At 72.7% G+C, this 15,388-nt stretch carries 15 protein-coding genes; 8 read left to right on the forward strand and 7 right to left on the reverse strand.

Features of this window, described 5'->3' with window-relative positions; genetic code table 11:
• Positions 1 to 28 precede the first annotated feature (28 nt).
• Genes eccD through ACYVLJ_RS15610 form a run of 6 tightly spaced genes read right to left on the reverse strand, consistent with a single transcriptional unit; the run spans position 29 to position 5,414 of the window.
• A complete protein-coding gene (gene eccD / locus ACYVLJ_RS15585) occupies positions 29 to 1,399 on the reverse strand; it encodes a type VII secretion integral membrane protein EccD (protein WP_451974111.1) in 1,371 nt (456 codons plus the stop codon).
• The gene (locus ACYVLJ_RS15590; RefSeq protein ID WP_460439100.1) at positions 1,399 to 1,719 is read right to left on the reverse strand and encodes a YbaB/EbfC family nucleoid-associated protein; all 321 of its coding nucleotides are present in this window, start codon (positions 1,717 to 1,719) and stop codon (positions 1,399 to 1,401) included. The genes eccD and ACYVLJ_RS15590 overlap by 1 nt, the downstream gene beginning before the upstream one ends.
• A complete protein-coding gene (locus ACYVLJ_RS15595; protein ID WP_451974115.1) occupies positions 1,716 to 2,186 on the reverse strand; it encodes a hypothetical protein in 471 nt (156 codons plus the stop codon). The genes ACYVLJ_RS15590 and ACYVLJ_RS15595 overlap by 4 nt, the downstream gene beginning before the upstream one ends.
• Positions 2,186 to 3,547 (reverse strand): WXG100 family type VII secretion target, encoded by a 1,362-nt coding sequence (locus tag ACYVLJ_RS15600; protein ID WP_460439101.1) that lies wholly within the window; start codon positions 3,545 to 3,547, stop codon positions 2,186 to 2,188. The genes ACYVLJ_RS15595 and ACYVLJ_RS15600 overlap by 1 nt, the downstream gene beginning before the upstream one ends.
• Positions 3,548 to 3,550: 3 nt before the next feature.
• Positions 3,551 to 4,609, reverse strand: coding sequence for a WXG100 family type VII secretion target (locus tag ACYVLJ_RS15605; protein WP_460439102.1), 1,059 nt, complete (start codon positions 4,607 to 4,609; stop codon positions 3,551 to 3,553).
• 31 nt (positions 4,610 to 4,640) lie between these two features.
• On the reverse strand, positions 4,641 to 5,414 hold the full coding sequence (locus ACYVLJ_RS15610; protein WP_451974121.1) for a WXG100 family type VII secretion target: 774 nt from the start codon (positions 5,412 to 5,414) through the stop codon (positions 4,641 to 4,643).
• A gap of 143 nt (positions 5,415 to 5,557) precedes the next feature.
• On the opposite strand from ACYVLJ_RS15610, the gene eccCa reads away from it, so the two are divergent.
• From eccCa to ACYVLJ_RS15630, 4 genes are all read left to right on the forward strand, one after another.
• The gene (gene eccCa, locus ACYVLJ_RS15615) at positions 5,558 to 9,484 is read left to right on the forward strand and encodes a type VII secretion protein EccC (RefSeq protein WP_460439103.1); all 3,927 of its coding nucleotides are present in this window, start codon (positions 5,558 to 5,560) and stop codon (positions 9,482 to 9,484) included.
• A gap of 113 nt (positions 9,485 to 9,597) precedes the next feature.
• Positions 9,598 to 10,302 (forward strand): S1 family peptidase, encoded by a 705-nt coding sequence (locus ACYVLJ_RS15620; protein ID WP_460439104.1) that lies wholly within the window; start codon positions 9,598 to 9,600, stop codon positions 10,300 to 10,302.
• Between the two features lie 55 nt (positions 10,303 to 10,357).
• Entirely contained in the window at positions 10,358 to 10,801 is a 444-nt protein-coding gene (locus ACYVLJ_RS15625) for a YdeI/OmpD-associated family protein (protein ID WP_451974127.1), read from the forward strand.
• Positions 10,801 to 11,226: a nucleotidyltransferase domain-containing protein gene (locus ACYVLJ_RS15630; protein ID WP_460439105.1), complete on the forward strand. Its 426-nt coding sequence runs from the start codon at positions 10,801 to 10,803 to the stop codon at positions 11,224 to 11,226. The genes ACYVLJ_RS15625 and ACYVLJ_RS15630 overlap by 1 nt, the downstream gene beginning before the upstream one ends.
• On the opposite strand, the gene ACYVLJ_RS15635 is transcribed toward ACYVLJ_RS15630, so the two are convergent.
• Positions 11,223 to 12,686, reverse strand: coding sequence for a class I adenylate-forming enzyme family protein (locus tag ACYVLJ_RS15635; RefSeq protein ID WP_460439106.1), 1,464 nt, complete (start codon positions 12,684 to 12,686; stop codon positions 11,223 to 11,225). The genes ACYVLJ_RS15630 and ACYVLJ_RS15635 overlap by 4 nt on opposite strands.
• Before the next feature lie 258 nt (positions 12,687 to 12,944).
• Here ACYVLJ_RS15635 and ACYVLJ_RS15640 point away from each other — a divergent pair, with 258 nt between their 5' ends.
• The 4 genes from ACYVLJ_RS15640 to ACYVLJ_RS15655 all read left to right on the forward strand — a co-directional run bounded on the left by ACYVLJ_RS15640 (position 12,945) and on the right by ACYVLJ_RS15655 (position 15,387).
• Positions 12,945 to 13,289: a WXG100 family type VII secretion target gene (locus tag ACYVLJ_RS15640; protein ID WP_155541946.1), complete on the forward strand. Its 345-nt coding sequence runs from the start codon at positions 12,945 to 12,947 to the stop codon at positions 13,287 to 13,289.
• 17 nt (positions 13,290 to 13,306) lie between these two features.
• Positions 13,307 to 13,609 (forward strand): hypothetical protein, encoded by a 303-nt coding sequence (locus tag ACYVLJ_RS15645; protein WP_372668884.1) that lies wholly within the window; start codon positions 13,307 to 13,309, stop codon positions 13,607 to 13,609.
• Positions 13,610 to 13,711: 102 nt separating this feature from the next.
• On the forward strand, positions 13,712 to 14,098 hold the full coding sequence (locus ACYVLJ_RS15650) for a hypothetical protein (protein ID WP_451974133.1): 387 nt from the start codon (positions 13,712 to 13,714) through the stop codon (positions 14,096 to 14,098).
• Positions 14,095 to 15,387, forward strand: a complete 1,293-nt coding sequence (locus ACYVLJ_RS15655; protein ID WP_460439107.1) for a WXG100 family type VII secretion target — start codon at positions 14,095 to 14,097, stop codon at positions 15,385 to 15,387. Before ACYVLJ_RS15650 ends, ACYVLJ_RS15655 begins: the two co-directional genes overlap by 4 nt.
• Position 15,388: the final 1 nt, after the last annotated feature.

Genomic DNA, 15,388 nt, shown 5'->3' on the forward strand with positions numbered 1-15,388 from the left:
CCTCCGCCGCGGCCGGGCCAACTCATTTTCAGCCGCGGACGGCTTCGTACACCCCCGCGACCATGCCCACGAACGGCACCAGCGACAGCAGCACCAGGAACTCCGAGACGTCCAGAAGCCTTGACCAGTAAGGAGAACGCAGCCCGCGCGCGACCCGCGTCGCGTACACCAGGCAGACCACCGCCGCCAGCACGACCGCGCAGCCCGCCGCGAAGACCACCGTGCGGCCGCCCGAGGCGACGAGCCACACCCCGGCGGTCACCAGGCCCGCGACGCCGAAGCCGACGAGCACCAGGCGTTGCGCTTTCCCCGCGTACGAACGGGATCGCAGGATCCACGCAACGCCGAGCAGCCCGGCGAGCCCGGCTTCCCACGGCCCGCCGGTGGCGAGCACGACGGACGCGGCGAGCACCACCAGGCCCAGGCCGACCAGCAGGCCCGTCAGCACCGCCTGCGCGCGCGACGTCCGCCCGATCATCTCGGTGCCGAGCGACGGCTGTTCGTCCGCGCGGAAGGCTTCCATGTCGTCCGGCACGCGCGGGAGCGGCAGCCGGGTCAGCCGCATCGCGAGCATCGGCGCCACCGCCGCCAGCGCCGTGCCCAGCACCGCGACGACCGCCGCCGCCGCGACCGGGCGGACCCCGCCGAGCAGCACCACGCCCGTCGTCACCGCGCCGAAGCCGGCCGCGCCGGTGATGGCCACGAACCACGGCAGGCGGTCGGCCACCGAGACCGCCGCCAGCACGCCGTACACCGTCACCGCGGCGAACCCCGCGGCCAGCGGCCCCGCCGACAGCGAGAACAGCGGGTGCGGGGGCAGCACGGACATCCCGGCCAGCAGCGCGACGCCGACCCCGGCGACCGCCCCGGCCGCGCCGGCTTCGGCGTCCCCGTAGGCCCGGCTCAGCGCGCCGCCGCCGAGCAGCAGCACGAGGGCCAGGAGCCCGGTCCCGATCGGCGCCAGCACGCTGCCGGACGCCGCCGCCTGCACCAGCAGCCCGCCGGCCAGCAGCAGCACGACCGCGGCCACCAGGCCGGAGCGCCGGGCGACCGACGGGCCCCACCCGCCGGTCGTGTCGGCGACGCTGGCGATCGAGTCGACGACGTCGTCGAACAGCAGCGGACCCCGCGGGCGCTCCCGCGGGGTCAGGTGCAGCACTTCGCCGTCGCGGATCTGGGCGGCCGCGACGCTCAGGCCCAGGGCCAGTGGCGCGCCGCCGAGCCGGGCGAGCACCCAGCCGGGGTGTTCGGCCGACGCCTGCCCGGACGCCCCGGCCAGCCGGACCAGCTGCGGCACCAGCTCGGCGAACGTCGACTGCTGCGGCAGGGCGACGTCGACGCGGGCCCTCGGCGTGACCACCGTGACCCGCCGCGTCGTCCCCGTCAGAGACGCGGTCATCAGACGTTCTTCGCGGCCGCGATCACCGGCGCGAACTTGGCGTTCGACGCCTCGGCGAGTTTCGTCAGCCCGGCGTTCACCGCTTCGAGGACGATCTCCGACAGGTTGCGGGCGTCGTACTCGCGGATCGCGCGGGGGTCGATGTCGACCGAGGTGAACCGGCCGTCGCCGCGGAGGGTGACGGTGACCTCGTTCTGGCGCGAGTGCGCCTTGACCTCCATCGCCTCGACCGTGCGCTGGATCCGCTGGACCTCTTCGGTCTGCTTGCGCACCTGGGCGAGCAGTTCGTCCATGTCCGGCACCGCGTACGGATCGGTCACTGTGCATTCCCTTCGTGCTGGCGGACGCGGACGCTGCCCACGAACCGCTGGAAACCGGGTGAGAGCCGCCGCGCGGTCGCGGGCGCGGCCGTGCAGGCGAGCTCGAGCACCAGCCGCTCCGCCGGCGTCGCGCCGGGGATCGTCAGGTGCACCTGGGTCTGGATCAGCTCTTCGCCTTCGCCGGTGCGCAGGCGGAGCAGCTGCATGACGCCGGGGGCGGCCGGCTCGCCGACGTCGCGGCGGCTCAGGACGTCGAGTCCCGCCGAGGTCAGCGAAAGCCGCTCGACGGCTTCGCCGGCGATGGCGTCGATCGACGCCTCGTCCGGCCGCTGCCGGACGCTCAGGGTGATGTTCGGGACGAACTCGCCCGGCGCGGCGTCGTGCACCGCGACGAACACGGCACCCGAGTCACCCGGGTCGACCGCGGTCCACCCGTCCGGGATGACGAAGTCCAGGGGAAGCGTCATCACAGCCCCACGGCCGAAACGGCGTCGTCCCAAGCGGATCCGACGGCGTTCGCCGCGTCGGAGGCCGCGTGGCCGACGTAGTCGACGGCGGCGCCGCCGTACTCGCCGATGGTGTGACCGAGCTTCGGCAGGTCGATGTCGATCTTGGCGCCGATCCCGGCGCCCAGGCCGAGTGCCGCGCCCGCCTTGAAGTTGACCTTGAGGTGCCCGGCGTCGTAGACGGCCTGGGCGTCGAGCTGCGCGCCGATGCCGTACTGCAGGGTCCCGTTCGCGCCGACGCCGATGCCCGCGACGTCCGCGGCCACCTCGCCTTCGACCTTGCCGCCCGCGAAGACGTTCGCGTGCGCGCCGGCGCCGTGGGCCCCGATCGTGCCGGACGCGCTCGCTTCGCCGCCGGCGAACACCGTGCCCTTGGCGTGCGCCGAAGAGACACCCCAGTCGCCCTTGGCCTCCAGCTCTTCCTTGACCGCGGCCAGCTCGGTGTGCCCGGACGCGCCGACGTCCCAGCCCTTCGAGGTGATCTTGCCGTCGTACTCCGGGGTGAGCCCGTCCTGGTCGTGCTTGAACTTGTAGTACGTGATCTCGGTGTTGTTGCCCAGCTTGTCCTTGAGGCCCTCGGGTTTCGGCTGCCCGAACGGCGTGTCCGCCTTCTTCGGCGCGCGGGTGCCTTCGAGGCCGTCCCAGGTGAGCTTCTTCCAGCCCGAGTTCTTGAACCACGACGGCGCGTCGCGCTGCCGCTTGCGCCCGTCGAGCGGGCTGCCGTTGAGCCAGCCCAGCGGGCCGCCGGTCTTCTTGCCCAGCTTGTACTCCAGGCGCTGGGTGCCCTCGGGCGGGAAGAGCTCGGCGAGGGCGTCGGAGAACTCGTCGACGACCTGGCGGGCGGCCTGCACGCTCTGCTCGCCGAGCTGCCGCGCGGCCTGGATGAACGCGCCGACCGAGCCGGAGTTCACCGCGCGCGCCTGCGCGGTCAGCTGCTGGGCGTACTGGTCGAACTGCGCGAGGACGGAGTCGACCGCGGCTTTGGCCGACTGCACGAGCCGAGCCGCCGTCGAGAGCCGTTTCGCCTGGTCGTCGAGCTTGGTGGCGGCGTCGGTGAGTTCTTCGCCGAGCTTCTGGGCCGCGGCGGCGAACGCCGTGTAGGCGTCGCCGTCCCAGTCCGTGTGCAGGGTCTTGGCGGAGTCGTCGATCTCCTTCGCCTTACCCGAGACCGTCGAGGCCTGGGTGGCGACGCGCTGCGAAGCCGCGCTCAGGGCACCGGGGTCACCGGTGACCCGTCTTTGGCATTCGACCAGGACCTGCCGGTACCCGGACAACACGGAGCTGACCACGCCCGACGCGTCGACGACCCCCGAGCCCCCCACCGGCTAGTTCCCGGCCGCGTCGTAGCCGACGTGCTGGCTGAAGTGCTTGCCGTTGTAGTCGAGCGCGATGTCCAGGTCGAAGTCCTGCCCACCGGGAGCCTCCACAGTGGACTCCCCGGTGGTGAGGTTCGTGTGGATGGTGACCTCGTTCGCGCCGCCCGCCGCGGGTACCGGAGCCGGCTGGGCGGGAACCGGACCGGTGGCCGGCGACGTCGAAGCGTGGTCGACCGGGATCCAGCTGTTCGAGGGGTCCAGCGGGGTCCCGTTCGCGGTCACCGGCACGGTCGCGCCGTTCGCGCCCGTGCCGGTGGCGGAACCGCCGCCGGCGGCGAGCGCGGGCGGGGTGTAGTCGGTGAACGAAGGCTGCTGCGGGATCCCCCCGCCGCTCCCGCCCGCCACCGCCTGCTGCCCGGCCGGACTCGCCACCGGCGACGGGGCCTGGGGCGCCGTGACCGGGGTGGCCCCGATCGACGGCGTCGTCGCGCCCCCGCTCGGCGAACCGTGGTGGAACAGCTTCTCGATCTCGCCGATGACCTGCGCGAGCGTGGTGACCTGCTGGGCGAGGTCCCCCGCGCCGAGGGCCTTGAGCAGCGCGCCGATCGAGGTGATGAACGCCCGCAGCGACGCGCTCGTCGCGGTCGACAAAGCGACCGCCGCGCCGTAGGTCCACGGGTTCGACATCAGCGAGGCGACCGTCGGGTTCACCGCGGCCACCACCGAGCGGTAGGCCTGCTGCGCGGTCTTGATCAGCGTGCCGGAGACGCCGAGCAGCTCGGCGCCCTTCTGGACGACGGTGATGATCGTGGTGAGCTGCTGGAGGGAGTCGGAGATCTTCTTCAGCGCCGACTCGCTCGCCGCGCCCGACCAGATCTTCCCCAGCTGGTCGGCGGCCTTGGACAGCTCGTTGTACATGCTCAGGAACTGCTCGGCCTTCTTGATCAGGTCGAGCACGTGCTGCGCGATCTGCTCCGGCTGGCCGGTGACGATCTGCGGCAGGATGGTGATCGGCCCGCCCGAAGACGCGGTCGCGTCCATCGCGCTGGAGTTCGGGAAAGTCAGCATCGGACCTCGCAGGTTCTCAAGGAGCGGACGATCAGACGACGGAAGCGGGCCGGTACACGCTGACCTTCGCCAGCCCGCTGATGCGGGCGTCGAGGAGCCCGTGGTTGTAGAGGCGGCCGCCGTCGCCGGCGACGCCGATGACCGGCTGGCGGTCGGAGAACAGCAACGGCTCGACCACCACGACGTCCCCGCTGTGCACGCCGCCGGGGACGTCGGAGAACGTGCGGGCGGTGCCCGCGTAGACCTCGATCAGCCCGACCCGCGCCTGGTTGTCGGCGTCGCCCGCCAGCCAGTCGTTGAAGTCGGCGACGCCCTGGAAGCGGGCGTCGGTGATCGGGTGGTCGCCCAGCCGGCCCAGCCGCGCGTCCCCGAGGTAGCGCAGCACGTTCCCGACCGAGGACGGCTCCCCGTGGGCGCCCGCGCTGTCGTTGACCGCCAGGGTGGCGAGCTCGGCGGCGTTCGAGCTCCCCCAGATCGACGACACGGGTGCCGAGGACCCGTCGTGCCCCCCGCCGTAGCCGGCGGCGGCGTCCTGGTCCGCCGCCTGGTAGGCGTCGGCACTGGCCTTGACGAGCCCGTTGACCTGCTGGAGCAGCTGCAGCAGCGTGCGGACGGCGGTGATCTGGCCGGAGTGCAGGGCGGCGTTCGCGGCGGCGACCGCGGTGCCGAACGTCGCGAACGACATCGGCTGCACGACCAGGCGTTCGAGGTCGGCCACGGCGTTGATGCCGTGGGCGATGATCCCTCCGACGTTGCCCACGGCGGAGCGCATCGCCTCGGGCTCAGCCCGGTACTCGCCGGCCATGGCTCTCCTTCCGCGGGTGGCTGCTCGGCAGAGCGTAGGTTCGGCCCCGGAAGCGGGCGGACGGCAAAAGTACCCACCGCGGCGGGTCGGCGAGTGGCCAAAATACCGGTCAGAGCAACCCCGATCCGCTGGAGCATTGCCTCATGAGCCTCACGCCCGAGCGCCCGACCGAGATCGTGCTGCAGTCGCCGCCGATGCTCCCGAAGAGCTCGTCCGGCGGGATGGTGCAGCTGATGATGTTCCTGCCGATGATGCTCGGCATGGGCGCGATGTCGTTCGTCTACATCGGACGCGACGGCGGCGTGATGACCTACGTCTTCGGTGCCCTGTTCCTCTGCGCCATGGGCGGCATGGTCGTGATGTCGCTGGGGCGCGGCGGCATGGCGAAGAAGGCGCAGATCAACGACGAGCGCCGCGACTACCAGCGGTACCTCTCCGGCCTGCGCGCCCAGGTCCGCGACATCGCCGACGGCCAGCGCGCGGCGATGGTCGCGCTCCAGCCCGACCCGGCCGACCTCTGGGCCTACGTCGAGACCGGGCAGCTGTGGGACCGGCGGCGCGGCGACGCGCAGTTCGCGCAGGTCCGCGCGGGCACCGGGCCGCAGCGGCTGGCGACGCCGCTGAAGGCGCCCCAGACCGTGCCGCTGGAGGACCTGGACCCGGTGTCCTCCACCAGCCTCAAGCACTTCATCCGCACCTACTCGACGGTCGACGGCCTGCCGGTGGCGCTGTCGCTGCGGTCGTTCGCCGCGGTCACCGTGGCCGGACGGCGGCCGGACGTGCTCGGCCTGGTCCGGGCGCTGCTGTGCCAGCTCGTCACCTTCCACTCCCCCGGCGACCTGCGGATCGCGCTGTGCGTCCCGGGCGAGCGTCAGCACGACTGGGAGTGGGCGAAGTGGCTGCCGCACGCGACGTCGGCGGGCGCGACCGACGCCGTCGGCTCCCGGCGCCTGGCGGCCGACTCGGTGGCCGGGCTGGCCGAGCTGCTCGGCCCCGACCTCGGCGAACGCCCCGCGTTCAGCCGGCGCGCGGCCGCCGAGCTGGACCTGCCGCACCTGGTCGTGGTCGTCGACGGCGGCACCGCCCACGGCGAACCCCGGCTGGTCGGCGAGGACGGCCGCCTCGGCGTCACGGTGATCGAGATCGGGCAGGAGCACCCGCGGACGTACTCGACCGAGCGGCTGCTGAGCCTGCACACCGCGCCCGGCTCCCTCGGCATGGTCGTCGGCGACGCCACCGAGCAGCGGCTCGGCTTCCTCGGCCGCCCGGACACCCTCGACCGCGGCGCGGCCGAGGCGCTCGCCCGGATGCTGACGCCGTTGCACACCGCGGCCGCCGTCGTCGGCGAGAAGCCGATGTCGGCGACGTTCGGCCTGTCCGGGCTGCTCGGCATCGGCGACCCGCGCGACACCGACACGGCGGTCACGTGGGCGCCGCGCGCCGCGCGCGACCGGCTGCGGATCCCGCTGGGCGTCAACCCCGAGGGCCGGCCGGTGGAGCTGGACCTCAAGGAGTCGGCCGAGGGCGGGATGGGCCCGCACGGCCTGGTCATCGGCGCGACCGGGTCCGGCAAGAGCGAGCTGCTGCGGACGCTCGTCACGGCGCTGGCCGTCATGCACTCGTCGGAGACGCTCAACCTGGCGCTGATCGACTTCAAGGGCGGTGCGACGTTCGCCGGGATGACCGGGCTGCCGCACACCTGCGCGGTCATCACGAACCTGTCCGACGACCTCGCGCTCGTCGACCGCATGGCCGACGCGCTCAACGGCGAACTGCTGCGGCGTCAGGAACTGCTGCACGCGGCCGGGAACTACGCGTCGGTCCGCGACTACGAGAAGGCCCGCGCGGACGGCGCGCCCCTCGACCCGCTGCCGTCGCTGCTGGTGATCATCGACGAGTTCTCCGAGCTGCTGTCCGCGCGGCCGGAGTTCATCGACCTGTTCGTCGCGATCGGCCGGCTCGGCCGGTCCCTGGGCATCCACCTGCTGCTGGCGTCGCAGCGGCTCGAGGAGGGCCGGCTGCGCGGGCTGGACTCCCACCTGTCCTACCGGATCGGCCTGCGGACGTTCTCGGCGTCGGAAAGCCGGACCGTGCTGGGCGTCGCCGACGCGTACCACCTGCCGCCGGTGCCGGGGTCGGCGTACCTGAAGTCCGACACCGACACGCTGATCCGGCTCAAGGCCGCGTACGTCTCCGGGGAGCTGCCGCCGCGCAGCACGGTCGTGCGCGAGGACGGGCAGGAGCTCGGTGTGCTGCCGTTTTCCCTGGCCCCGGTGGAAATCCCGGTCACGACCGAGATCGAAGACGCGCCGAAGACCGACGGCACCGGCGAGACGATCATCCACGCGATGCTGTCACGCCTGGAGGGCCGCGGCCCGGCCGCGCACCAGATCTGGCTGCCGCCGCTGAACGAGCCGCCGACGCTCGACCAGCTCCTGCCGCCGCTGGGCGAGGACGCCGCGCGCGGGCTGTGCCCGCTCGGCTGGGGCGGCAACGGCAAGCTGACGATCCCGGTCGCGCTGGTGGACAAGCCGTTCGAGCAGCGCCGCGACATGCTGTGGGCCGACTTCTCCGGCGCGGGCGGGCACGCGCTGATCGTCGGCGCGCCGCAGAGCGGCAAATCGACGCTCATGAAGGACATCGCGGGCATGCTCGCCCTGACCCACACCCCGGCCGAGGTGCAGCTGTTCGTCCTGGACATGGGTGGCGGCGCGCTGGCCCCGATCGCCGGCCTGCCGCACACGTCCGGCTACGCGACCCGGCGTGACGCGCAGCGCTGCCGCCGGGTCGTCGCCGAGCTGACGACGTTGCTGGAGCAGCGCGAGGAGTTCTTCTCCGCCCACGGGATCGAGTCGATCACGACGTTCCGCCGGCGCCGCGCGGAGTTCACCGAAAGCACCGACGGCCGCGAGTTCGGCGACGTCTTCCTGTTCGTGGACAACTGGACCACGATCCGCCAGGAGTACGAGCAACTGGAGGAGCAGATCACCGGGCTGGCCGCGCGCGGGCTCGGGTTCGGCATCCACGTGATCGTCTCGCTGAACCAATGGATCGGCGTCCGCGCCCAGCTGCGCGACGCGATCGGCACGCGGTTCGAGCTGCGCCTGGGCGACCCGATGGACTCGTCGATCGACCGCAAGGTGGCGGCGAACGTCCCGGCCGACCGCCCCGGCCGCGGCATCACCGCGGAGAAGCTCCACTTCCTGGCGGCGCTGCCCCGCGTGGACGGCGACCAGCGCCCGGAGACGATCGGCTCGGGCGGCGTCGACCTGACCCGGCGGATTTCCGAGGCGTGGCAAGGCCCGCGTGCACCGCAGGTCCGGCTGCTGCCACCGGAGGTACCCCTCGACGGCCTGCCCGCGGCACCGTCCCGCCAGGTCACGCTGGGCATCGCCGAATCGACGTTGCGGCCGGTGTACCTGGACTTCGCGGCGGACCCGCACTTCGTGGCCTTCGGCGACGTCGAATCGGGGAAGAGCTCCCTGCTGCGGGCCATCGCCCACGGCATCACTTCCGCGTACACACCCGAGGAAGCGGCGATCATCGTCGCCGACTACCGGCGGGGGTTGCTCGGCGCGGTTTCCGAGCCGCACCTGCTGGGTTACGCCGGCGCCGAGGGCAAGCTGACGGACCTCATCGGCGAGTGCGCGACGGCCATGCGCAACCGCCTACCCGGTCCTTCCGTCACGCCGGAACAGCTTCGGAACCGGTCCTGGTGGCGGGGCCCGGAGCTGTTCGTCCTCGTCGACGACTACGAACTCGTCGCGACGGTCGGCCGCAACCCGCTCCAGCCGCTGCTGGAGTTCCTGCCCCAGGCCCGCGACATCGGGTTGCACGTGATCATCGTCCGGGGCTCCGGCGGCGCCGGGCGGGCCTTGTTCGAGCCCGTCCTCCAGCGGCTGCGGGAGCTGGGTTCGCCGGGGTTGATCATGTCCGGCACCAAGGACGAGGGGGCCCTTCTCGCGGATGTGAAGCCTTCGCCGCAGCCTCCGGGGCGCGGCACCCTGGTGTCCCGCCGGCACGGGACCGGGCTCGTCCAGGTCGCGTGGACCAAGCCGGTGGAGTCGTAGGTCCGCGGTTACCCGACTTCGGTAGGTTCCGAAAATCCTTCACGGCTCCTAGCTTGAGCTGGTCGTCCCGTTCGGGACGAATATCCGGATCACCTGGGCCGAAGGGCATTTTCATGCGCATGTCGAGGGCTGTTGCCGCGGTGGGTGCCGCCGCCGCGGCGCTGGGTTTGGTCTCAGCCGGGGTTGCGGACGCCCAGCAGGACATCATCGGCGGGAGCACCGTCTCCTCCGCGCCGTGGGGCGCCCAGATCTACTGGAACAACGTCACCACCTACGGCGGCTTCGAGTGCTCGGGGACGATCATCGCCCCGCAGTGGGTGCTCACCGCCCGGCACTGCCTGAACTCGCCGGGCATGCACGTCAAGGTCGGCAGCGTGACGCTCCAGCAGGGCACCAACGCCACCGTCGACCAGCAGAAGGCGTCGCCGAACGGCGACATCGCGCTGCTGCACCTGACGACGGCCGTGAACACCACCTTCATGAAGCTCGGCACCGGAAACCCGCCGGCCGGCGCCACCAACCAGATCTACGGCTGGGGCCGCACCGAGGGCACCAGCCCGCCGTCGAGCACGCTCAAGACCGCCGACGTCCGCGTCACCGGCACCAGCACGGACGCGTTCGGCGGCACCGCCATCGCCAGCCAGGGCGTCACCGGCTCGGCGTGGCACGGCGACTCGGGCGGACCGCAGCTCGCCAACGGCGTCCAGGTCGGCGTCTGCTCCACCGGCAACAACTCCGGTTCGAACCCGCAGGGCACGCAGAACTACGCGAGCATCGCGTCGAGCCGCAGCTGGATCCGCACCACCGCCGGCGTCTGACGCGCCCGTGCCGGCCTCTCCGCCCGGGAGGCCGGCACGCGGCATACTCGGCGCCATGAAGTTCCGCACCCAGGTCCTGCTCGGCGGCAAGACGGCGACCGGCCTCCCGGTCCCCGGCGACGTGCTCGAGGCACTCGGTGCCGGCAAGAAACCCGCGGTCACCGTGACACTCGGCGGGCACACCTACCGCACCACCGTCGGCAGCCGCGGCGGGCAGTTCCTGGTGCCGCTCAGCGGGGAGAACCGCGAGAAGGCCGGCGTGGCCGCGGGCGACGAGGTCGACGTCGAGATCACGCTCGACACCGCGCCCCGCGAACTGGAGATCCCCGAGGACCTCGCGACGGCCCTGGCCGCCGACCCGGCCGCCGCGGAACGCTTCGCAAAGCTCTCCTACAGCGCGAAACAGCGGTTCGTGCTCCCGATCGGGCAGGCCAAGACCGAGGAGACCCGGCAGCGCCGCGTCGCCAAGGTGATCACCGACCTGCGCGCCGGGAAGTGATGGACGCCGGCACGGTCCTGCGCGTCCTCGAGGCCGTCAGCCCTGCCGAGGTCTGGCTCGCGGGCGGCTGGGGCATCGACGCCCTCCTGGGCCGGCAGACGCGCGAGCACCGCGACCTCGACCTGCTGCACCGCCTCGAGCAGGAACCCGAAGTCCTCGAGGCCCTCGCCGCTCTCGGCTACCGCGAAACCGGCGACCTGCGCCCGGTCCGGTTCGTCCTCTCCGACGGCAGCACGGAACTGGACCTGCACCCGCTCGTCTTCGCCGAGGACGGCTCGGCCCGCCAAGCCGCGCCCGACGGGACTTTCCCCTACCCCGCGGACTGTTTCGTGACCGGCCGGGTCGACGACTACGAGCCGAAACCCCACGACGTCGCGGACATGCGCGCCCTGAAGGAGACCTTCGGCGTCGACACCTGGTTCTAGTCCACAACGGACGCGCGCAGCGCCGCCTTGTCCGGCTTCCCCGACGGCGCCACGGGAACCGACGCCACCAGGCTGAACCGCGCCGGCACCGCCGCCTCCCCCAGCTCCGCCGCCACGGCCTTGCGCACCGCGCCGAGGTCCGGCTCCCGGCCCGGGACCGGCACCACGAAGGCGTGCGCGGCTTCGCCGGTCCGCGCGTCCGGGACCGCCACGACGTACGCCTGGTCGACGTCCGGGTGCGCCGCGATCGCCCGCTCGATCGGGCCGGTGTAGTGGATGATCGCGTTCACGATCACGACGTCGCGGGCCCGCCCGGACAGGTGCAGGTAACCGGCGTCATCCAGGAACCCGAGGTCCTGCGTGCGAACCCAGCCCTCGCGCAGCACGTCGGCCGTCGTCGCTTCGTCCCGCCAGTAGCCCGCGAACGCCGATGGCGTCCGCACCCAGACCTCGCCCTCCGCGCCGGCCGGCACCGGTGCGCCCGAGGCGTCGCGCACCTCGATTTCGACGGTGTCGCAGGCTTTTCCGACCGAGCCGGAGCCCTCGCCGGCGCCGCAGATCGTCAGCATCCCGGTCTCGGTCTGCCCGTACGCGTGGTGCATCGCCGGCCCGATCCGCTCGAGGGCCTCGGCCAGCTTGTGCGGCGGCACCGGTGAACCGGCGACGATCAGGGTCCGCAGGCCGCTCAGGTCGACGTCCTCGGTGCGCAGCACGTCGAGCACCTGGTGCAGCCGCGGGACGGTCATCAGGGCCGCGGTGATCCGCAGCCGCGGCAGCACCCAGGGGAAGTCCGGCAGCTCCTCCGGGACCACCGCGGTCCCGCCGGCGAGCAGGCACACCCCCAGCTGTTCGAGCATCACCGCGCTGGTGAGCGTGCCGAACAGCAGGAACCGGCCGAACCCGGCGCCGAGCCGCTCGTGGGCCGAGCCGGGGACCGGCGCCCGCCACACCCGGCCTTCGGTCAGGGCGCGGTAGCTGTAGGCGACGCCCTTTGGCACGCCGGTGCTGCCGCTGGTGAACACGACCGTCGCGACGTCGTCCGGCCGTCCCCGCGGCACCGGCTCCTCGTAGGTGGCGAGCAGTTCGGGCCCGACCCGCAGGACCGGCGCGCCGGCCACGGTGCCGAGCAGTTCCGGCGACTCGGAAGCGGCGTCGACGACCAGCGCGTCGACCTCGCCGACGACGTGGCGCAGCTGCGGCACTGGCAGGCCGGGCCGCACCCCGACGACGCGGCAGCCGAGCACGTGCGCCGCGACGATCGCGGCGAACCCCTCCGCCGTGACGGCGGTGGCGATCCCGACGCCGTCGCCCGCCTTCAGCCCGGCCGCCCGCAGGCCGGCCGTGAACCGGCCGACCAGCTCCCGCAGCTCGCCGCGGGTGGTCAGCCGCGAGCCGTGTTCGAAGGCGGGGACCTCCGGGGCGCGCTCCAGCTCGTCCAGCAGTGCCTGCGGGTGGACCATCTCGACCGCCTTTCGCCCGGGGCGTCCGGGTCTACCGGGCGGATCTCAGAATTTCGGCAGAACCGTGCTGACCAGCGGGTTTCGTCGGCTGCCGCGGCAGACGCGCGGACCGGGCCGGGCCTGTGGGTATAAGTGCCGTCACCGCGACCGGCAGTTGTGCCGTTTGACCACACCAGGCTCTTTTCTAGCGTGACTTTCACACCGCGCGGACCACCCGCGTCAGGCGATATTCCGCTTCAGGAAGGAGGTGGCCCGTCGATGTCCAGTCCGGGATTCCAGGCAGATTCCGCTGCCATGACGCGCGCCGTCCAGGGTTTCGAGGAAACCGCGACGAACGCCAAGTCCACGATGGCCAGCTTGGAGTCCGAGCTGACCGAGGCGCTGCGCAACTACAAGGGTGACCAGGCCGTGGCGTTCTGGGACCTCCAGCGGCGCCTGCAGGAGAAGATGACCGTGGCGGTGAAGGAGCTCGACACCATGTCGCAGCTCGTCCACACCAGCCACCAGAACTACGGCCGCGGCGACGCCGACGTCCACCAGAGCTTCCAGGGGGTCGGCAACACCCTCGAGGGCTCGGGCGTGATCCCCCGCCTCAACCCCTGACCCGAGAGGACGTACCGATGGCCGACGTCGTCGAAATCAACTTCGCCGCGCTGCAGCACAGCTCGGCGTCCCTGGCCGCCAAGGCCAAGGCGCTCACCTCGCAGCTGGAGCAGCTGCACCAGAACCTCCAGCCGATCACCGCGACCTGGTACGCCTCCGGCAGCTCCGCCGGTGACGCGGCCCGCCAGTCGGAGACCCGGCTGCGCCAGGCGACCGCCGACATCGTCGCGATCATCGCGCAGTTCGGCGGCAAGGTGGGCGAGGCCCACGACCTCCAGCAGACGCTGGAAAACCGCAACCAGGGACTGTTCGCGGGCTGAACCGCGCCCAGACGTCGGTCGGCCGGTGCGGGAAACCCCCCGCTCGCACCGGCCGACCGGCTTTCCCTCCCTCCGTGAGCGCGACCCAGAGAGCCGGGACCGATGCCAGACCAGTCGTACTACGTCCACCTGGAATCGCTGAAGGACTTCGTGCGGGAGCTGGAAACCCAGATCCACGCGATGTCCAAACCGAACGACTTCCTGCTGACCCTCGGCCAGGAGCCGCTGCTGTTCGGCGAGTTCGGCGAGGCCGGGTCGCTGGCCGACGCCCACCGCGCCGCCGTCTCGGAGATGCAGGGCCTGCTCGACCAGGTCCGCAGCGCGATCGGGTTCGCGCAGGACGTCACCACCACGGTCGCCGACGGCTACCAGAACGCCGACGAGGCGGTCGCCGGGGACCTCCACACCTCGGGCGCCGTCACCGGCCTGCTCGACCCCGTGCTCGGCCTGCTCGGCCTGGGCGACTCGGACGGGAGCCGCAAGGGATGACGAACACCGCCCACACGAACTTCGCCGCGTACAGCCACCAGCAGCTGTACGCGATGCTGCAGGCCGGCGACCCGAACAGCGCGCGGCACGCCGCCGACAAGTGGAAGTCCGCCGCCCTGCACCTGCACGAGCAGGCCCACAACCTCAACTCGGAGCTCACCGAGTTCAAGGACCAGTGGACCGGCGGCGCGGCCGAGCAGTACCAGCACATGATCGTCGACCTCGCGAACGGCATCTCCAAGGTGGCGCAGACCGCCGAGGCGATGAACGTGATGCTCGACGACGCCGCCGACGCGCTGGTGAAGGCCAAGAAGGAGATGCCGCCGCCGGTCTCGGTGCCGGACGTCTCCCCCGCCGACGTCGCGCTCGCCGTGAACCCGCCGCTGCTGTCGCCGGACGCTTCGCCCGCCGTCGTGCAGGCCGCGGCGCAGCAGCGCCAGCAGGCCATCGCGAACGTCGAGGCGCAGCAGTCCGCGGCCAACGCGGCCGGTTCGGCCCACGGCAAGGCGATCGCGGTGATGACGGAACTGGCCGGCGAGTACACGGTGGCCGAGGACTCGATCCCGGCGTCGCCGAACGCCGTCGAGGTGCCGGCGACCCCGCCGGCCGGCGGCGGCGCGGGCAGCGCGGGTGCTCCCGGGCTCGTCGGCAACGGCGTCGGCGACCCCGGCGTCGTCGTCACCCCGACCGGCGGGCACCCGCTGCCCACCACCGGGACACCGCCGTCCGGGACGACCGTGCCGACGTCGAACCCGCTGTTCGGCGACATGTTCACGGCCGGGCTCGCCGCGGCTTCGGCCGCCGCGTTCGGCCGGTTCGGCTCGATCATGCCGAAGGTGCCGGGCTGGGCGTCGGGCAAGGACCCCAAGGACAACAAGGACGAGCCGGCCGGCACGAAGCTCGGCGGCGGCGCGGGCGTCGAAGGCGGCGCCGGCGGCGGCATCCCGATCGGCGGGGGCGACGCGCCGTCGATCGGCGGCGGCGTCCCGGGCGGTGCCGGGATCGGCGGCGGCGCGGACGGTCCCGCGGCGCACTCCGGCCTGGCTGGCGACGGTGGCTCGGGCAGCGCGTTCAGCGGGCTCGCCGGCGGCGTCGCCGGGGCCGCGGGCGCGGCGGCCGCCAAGAGTGCGATGCCGATGATGCCCATGATGCCGATGGGCATGGGCGCCGGCGGCGACCTGGGGTCCGGCCGCCGGATCCCGGCGTGGCTGGTGGAGACGGAGAACGTCTGGGGCCAGTCGGCCCCGGTCGCGCCGCCGGTGATCGGCGAAGAGCCGGAAGCGTACTGAA

Source organism: Amycolatopsis stemonae (assembly GCF_054781455.1).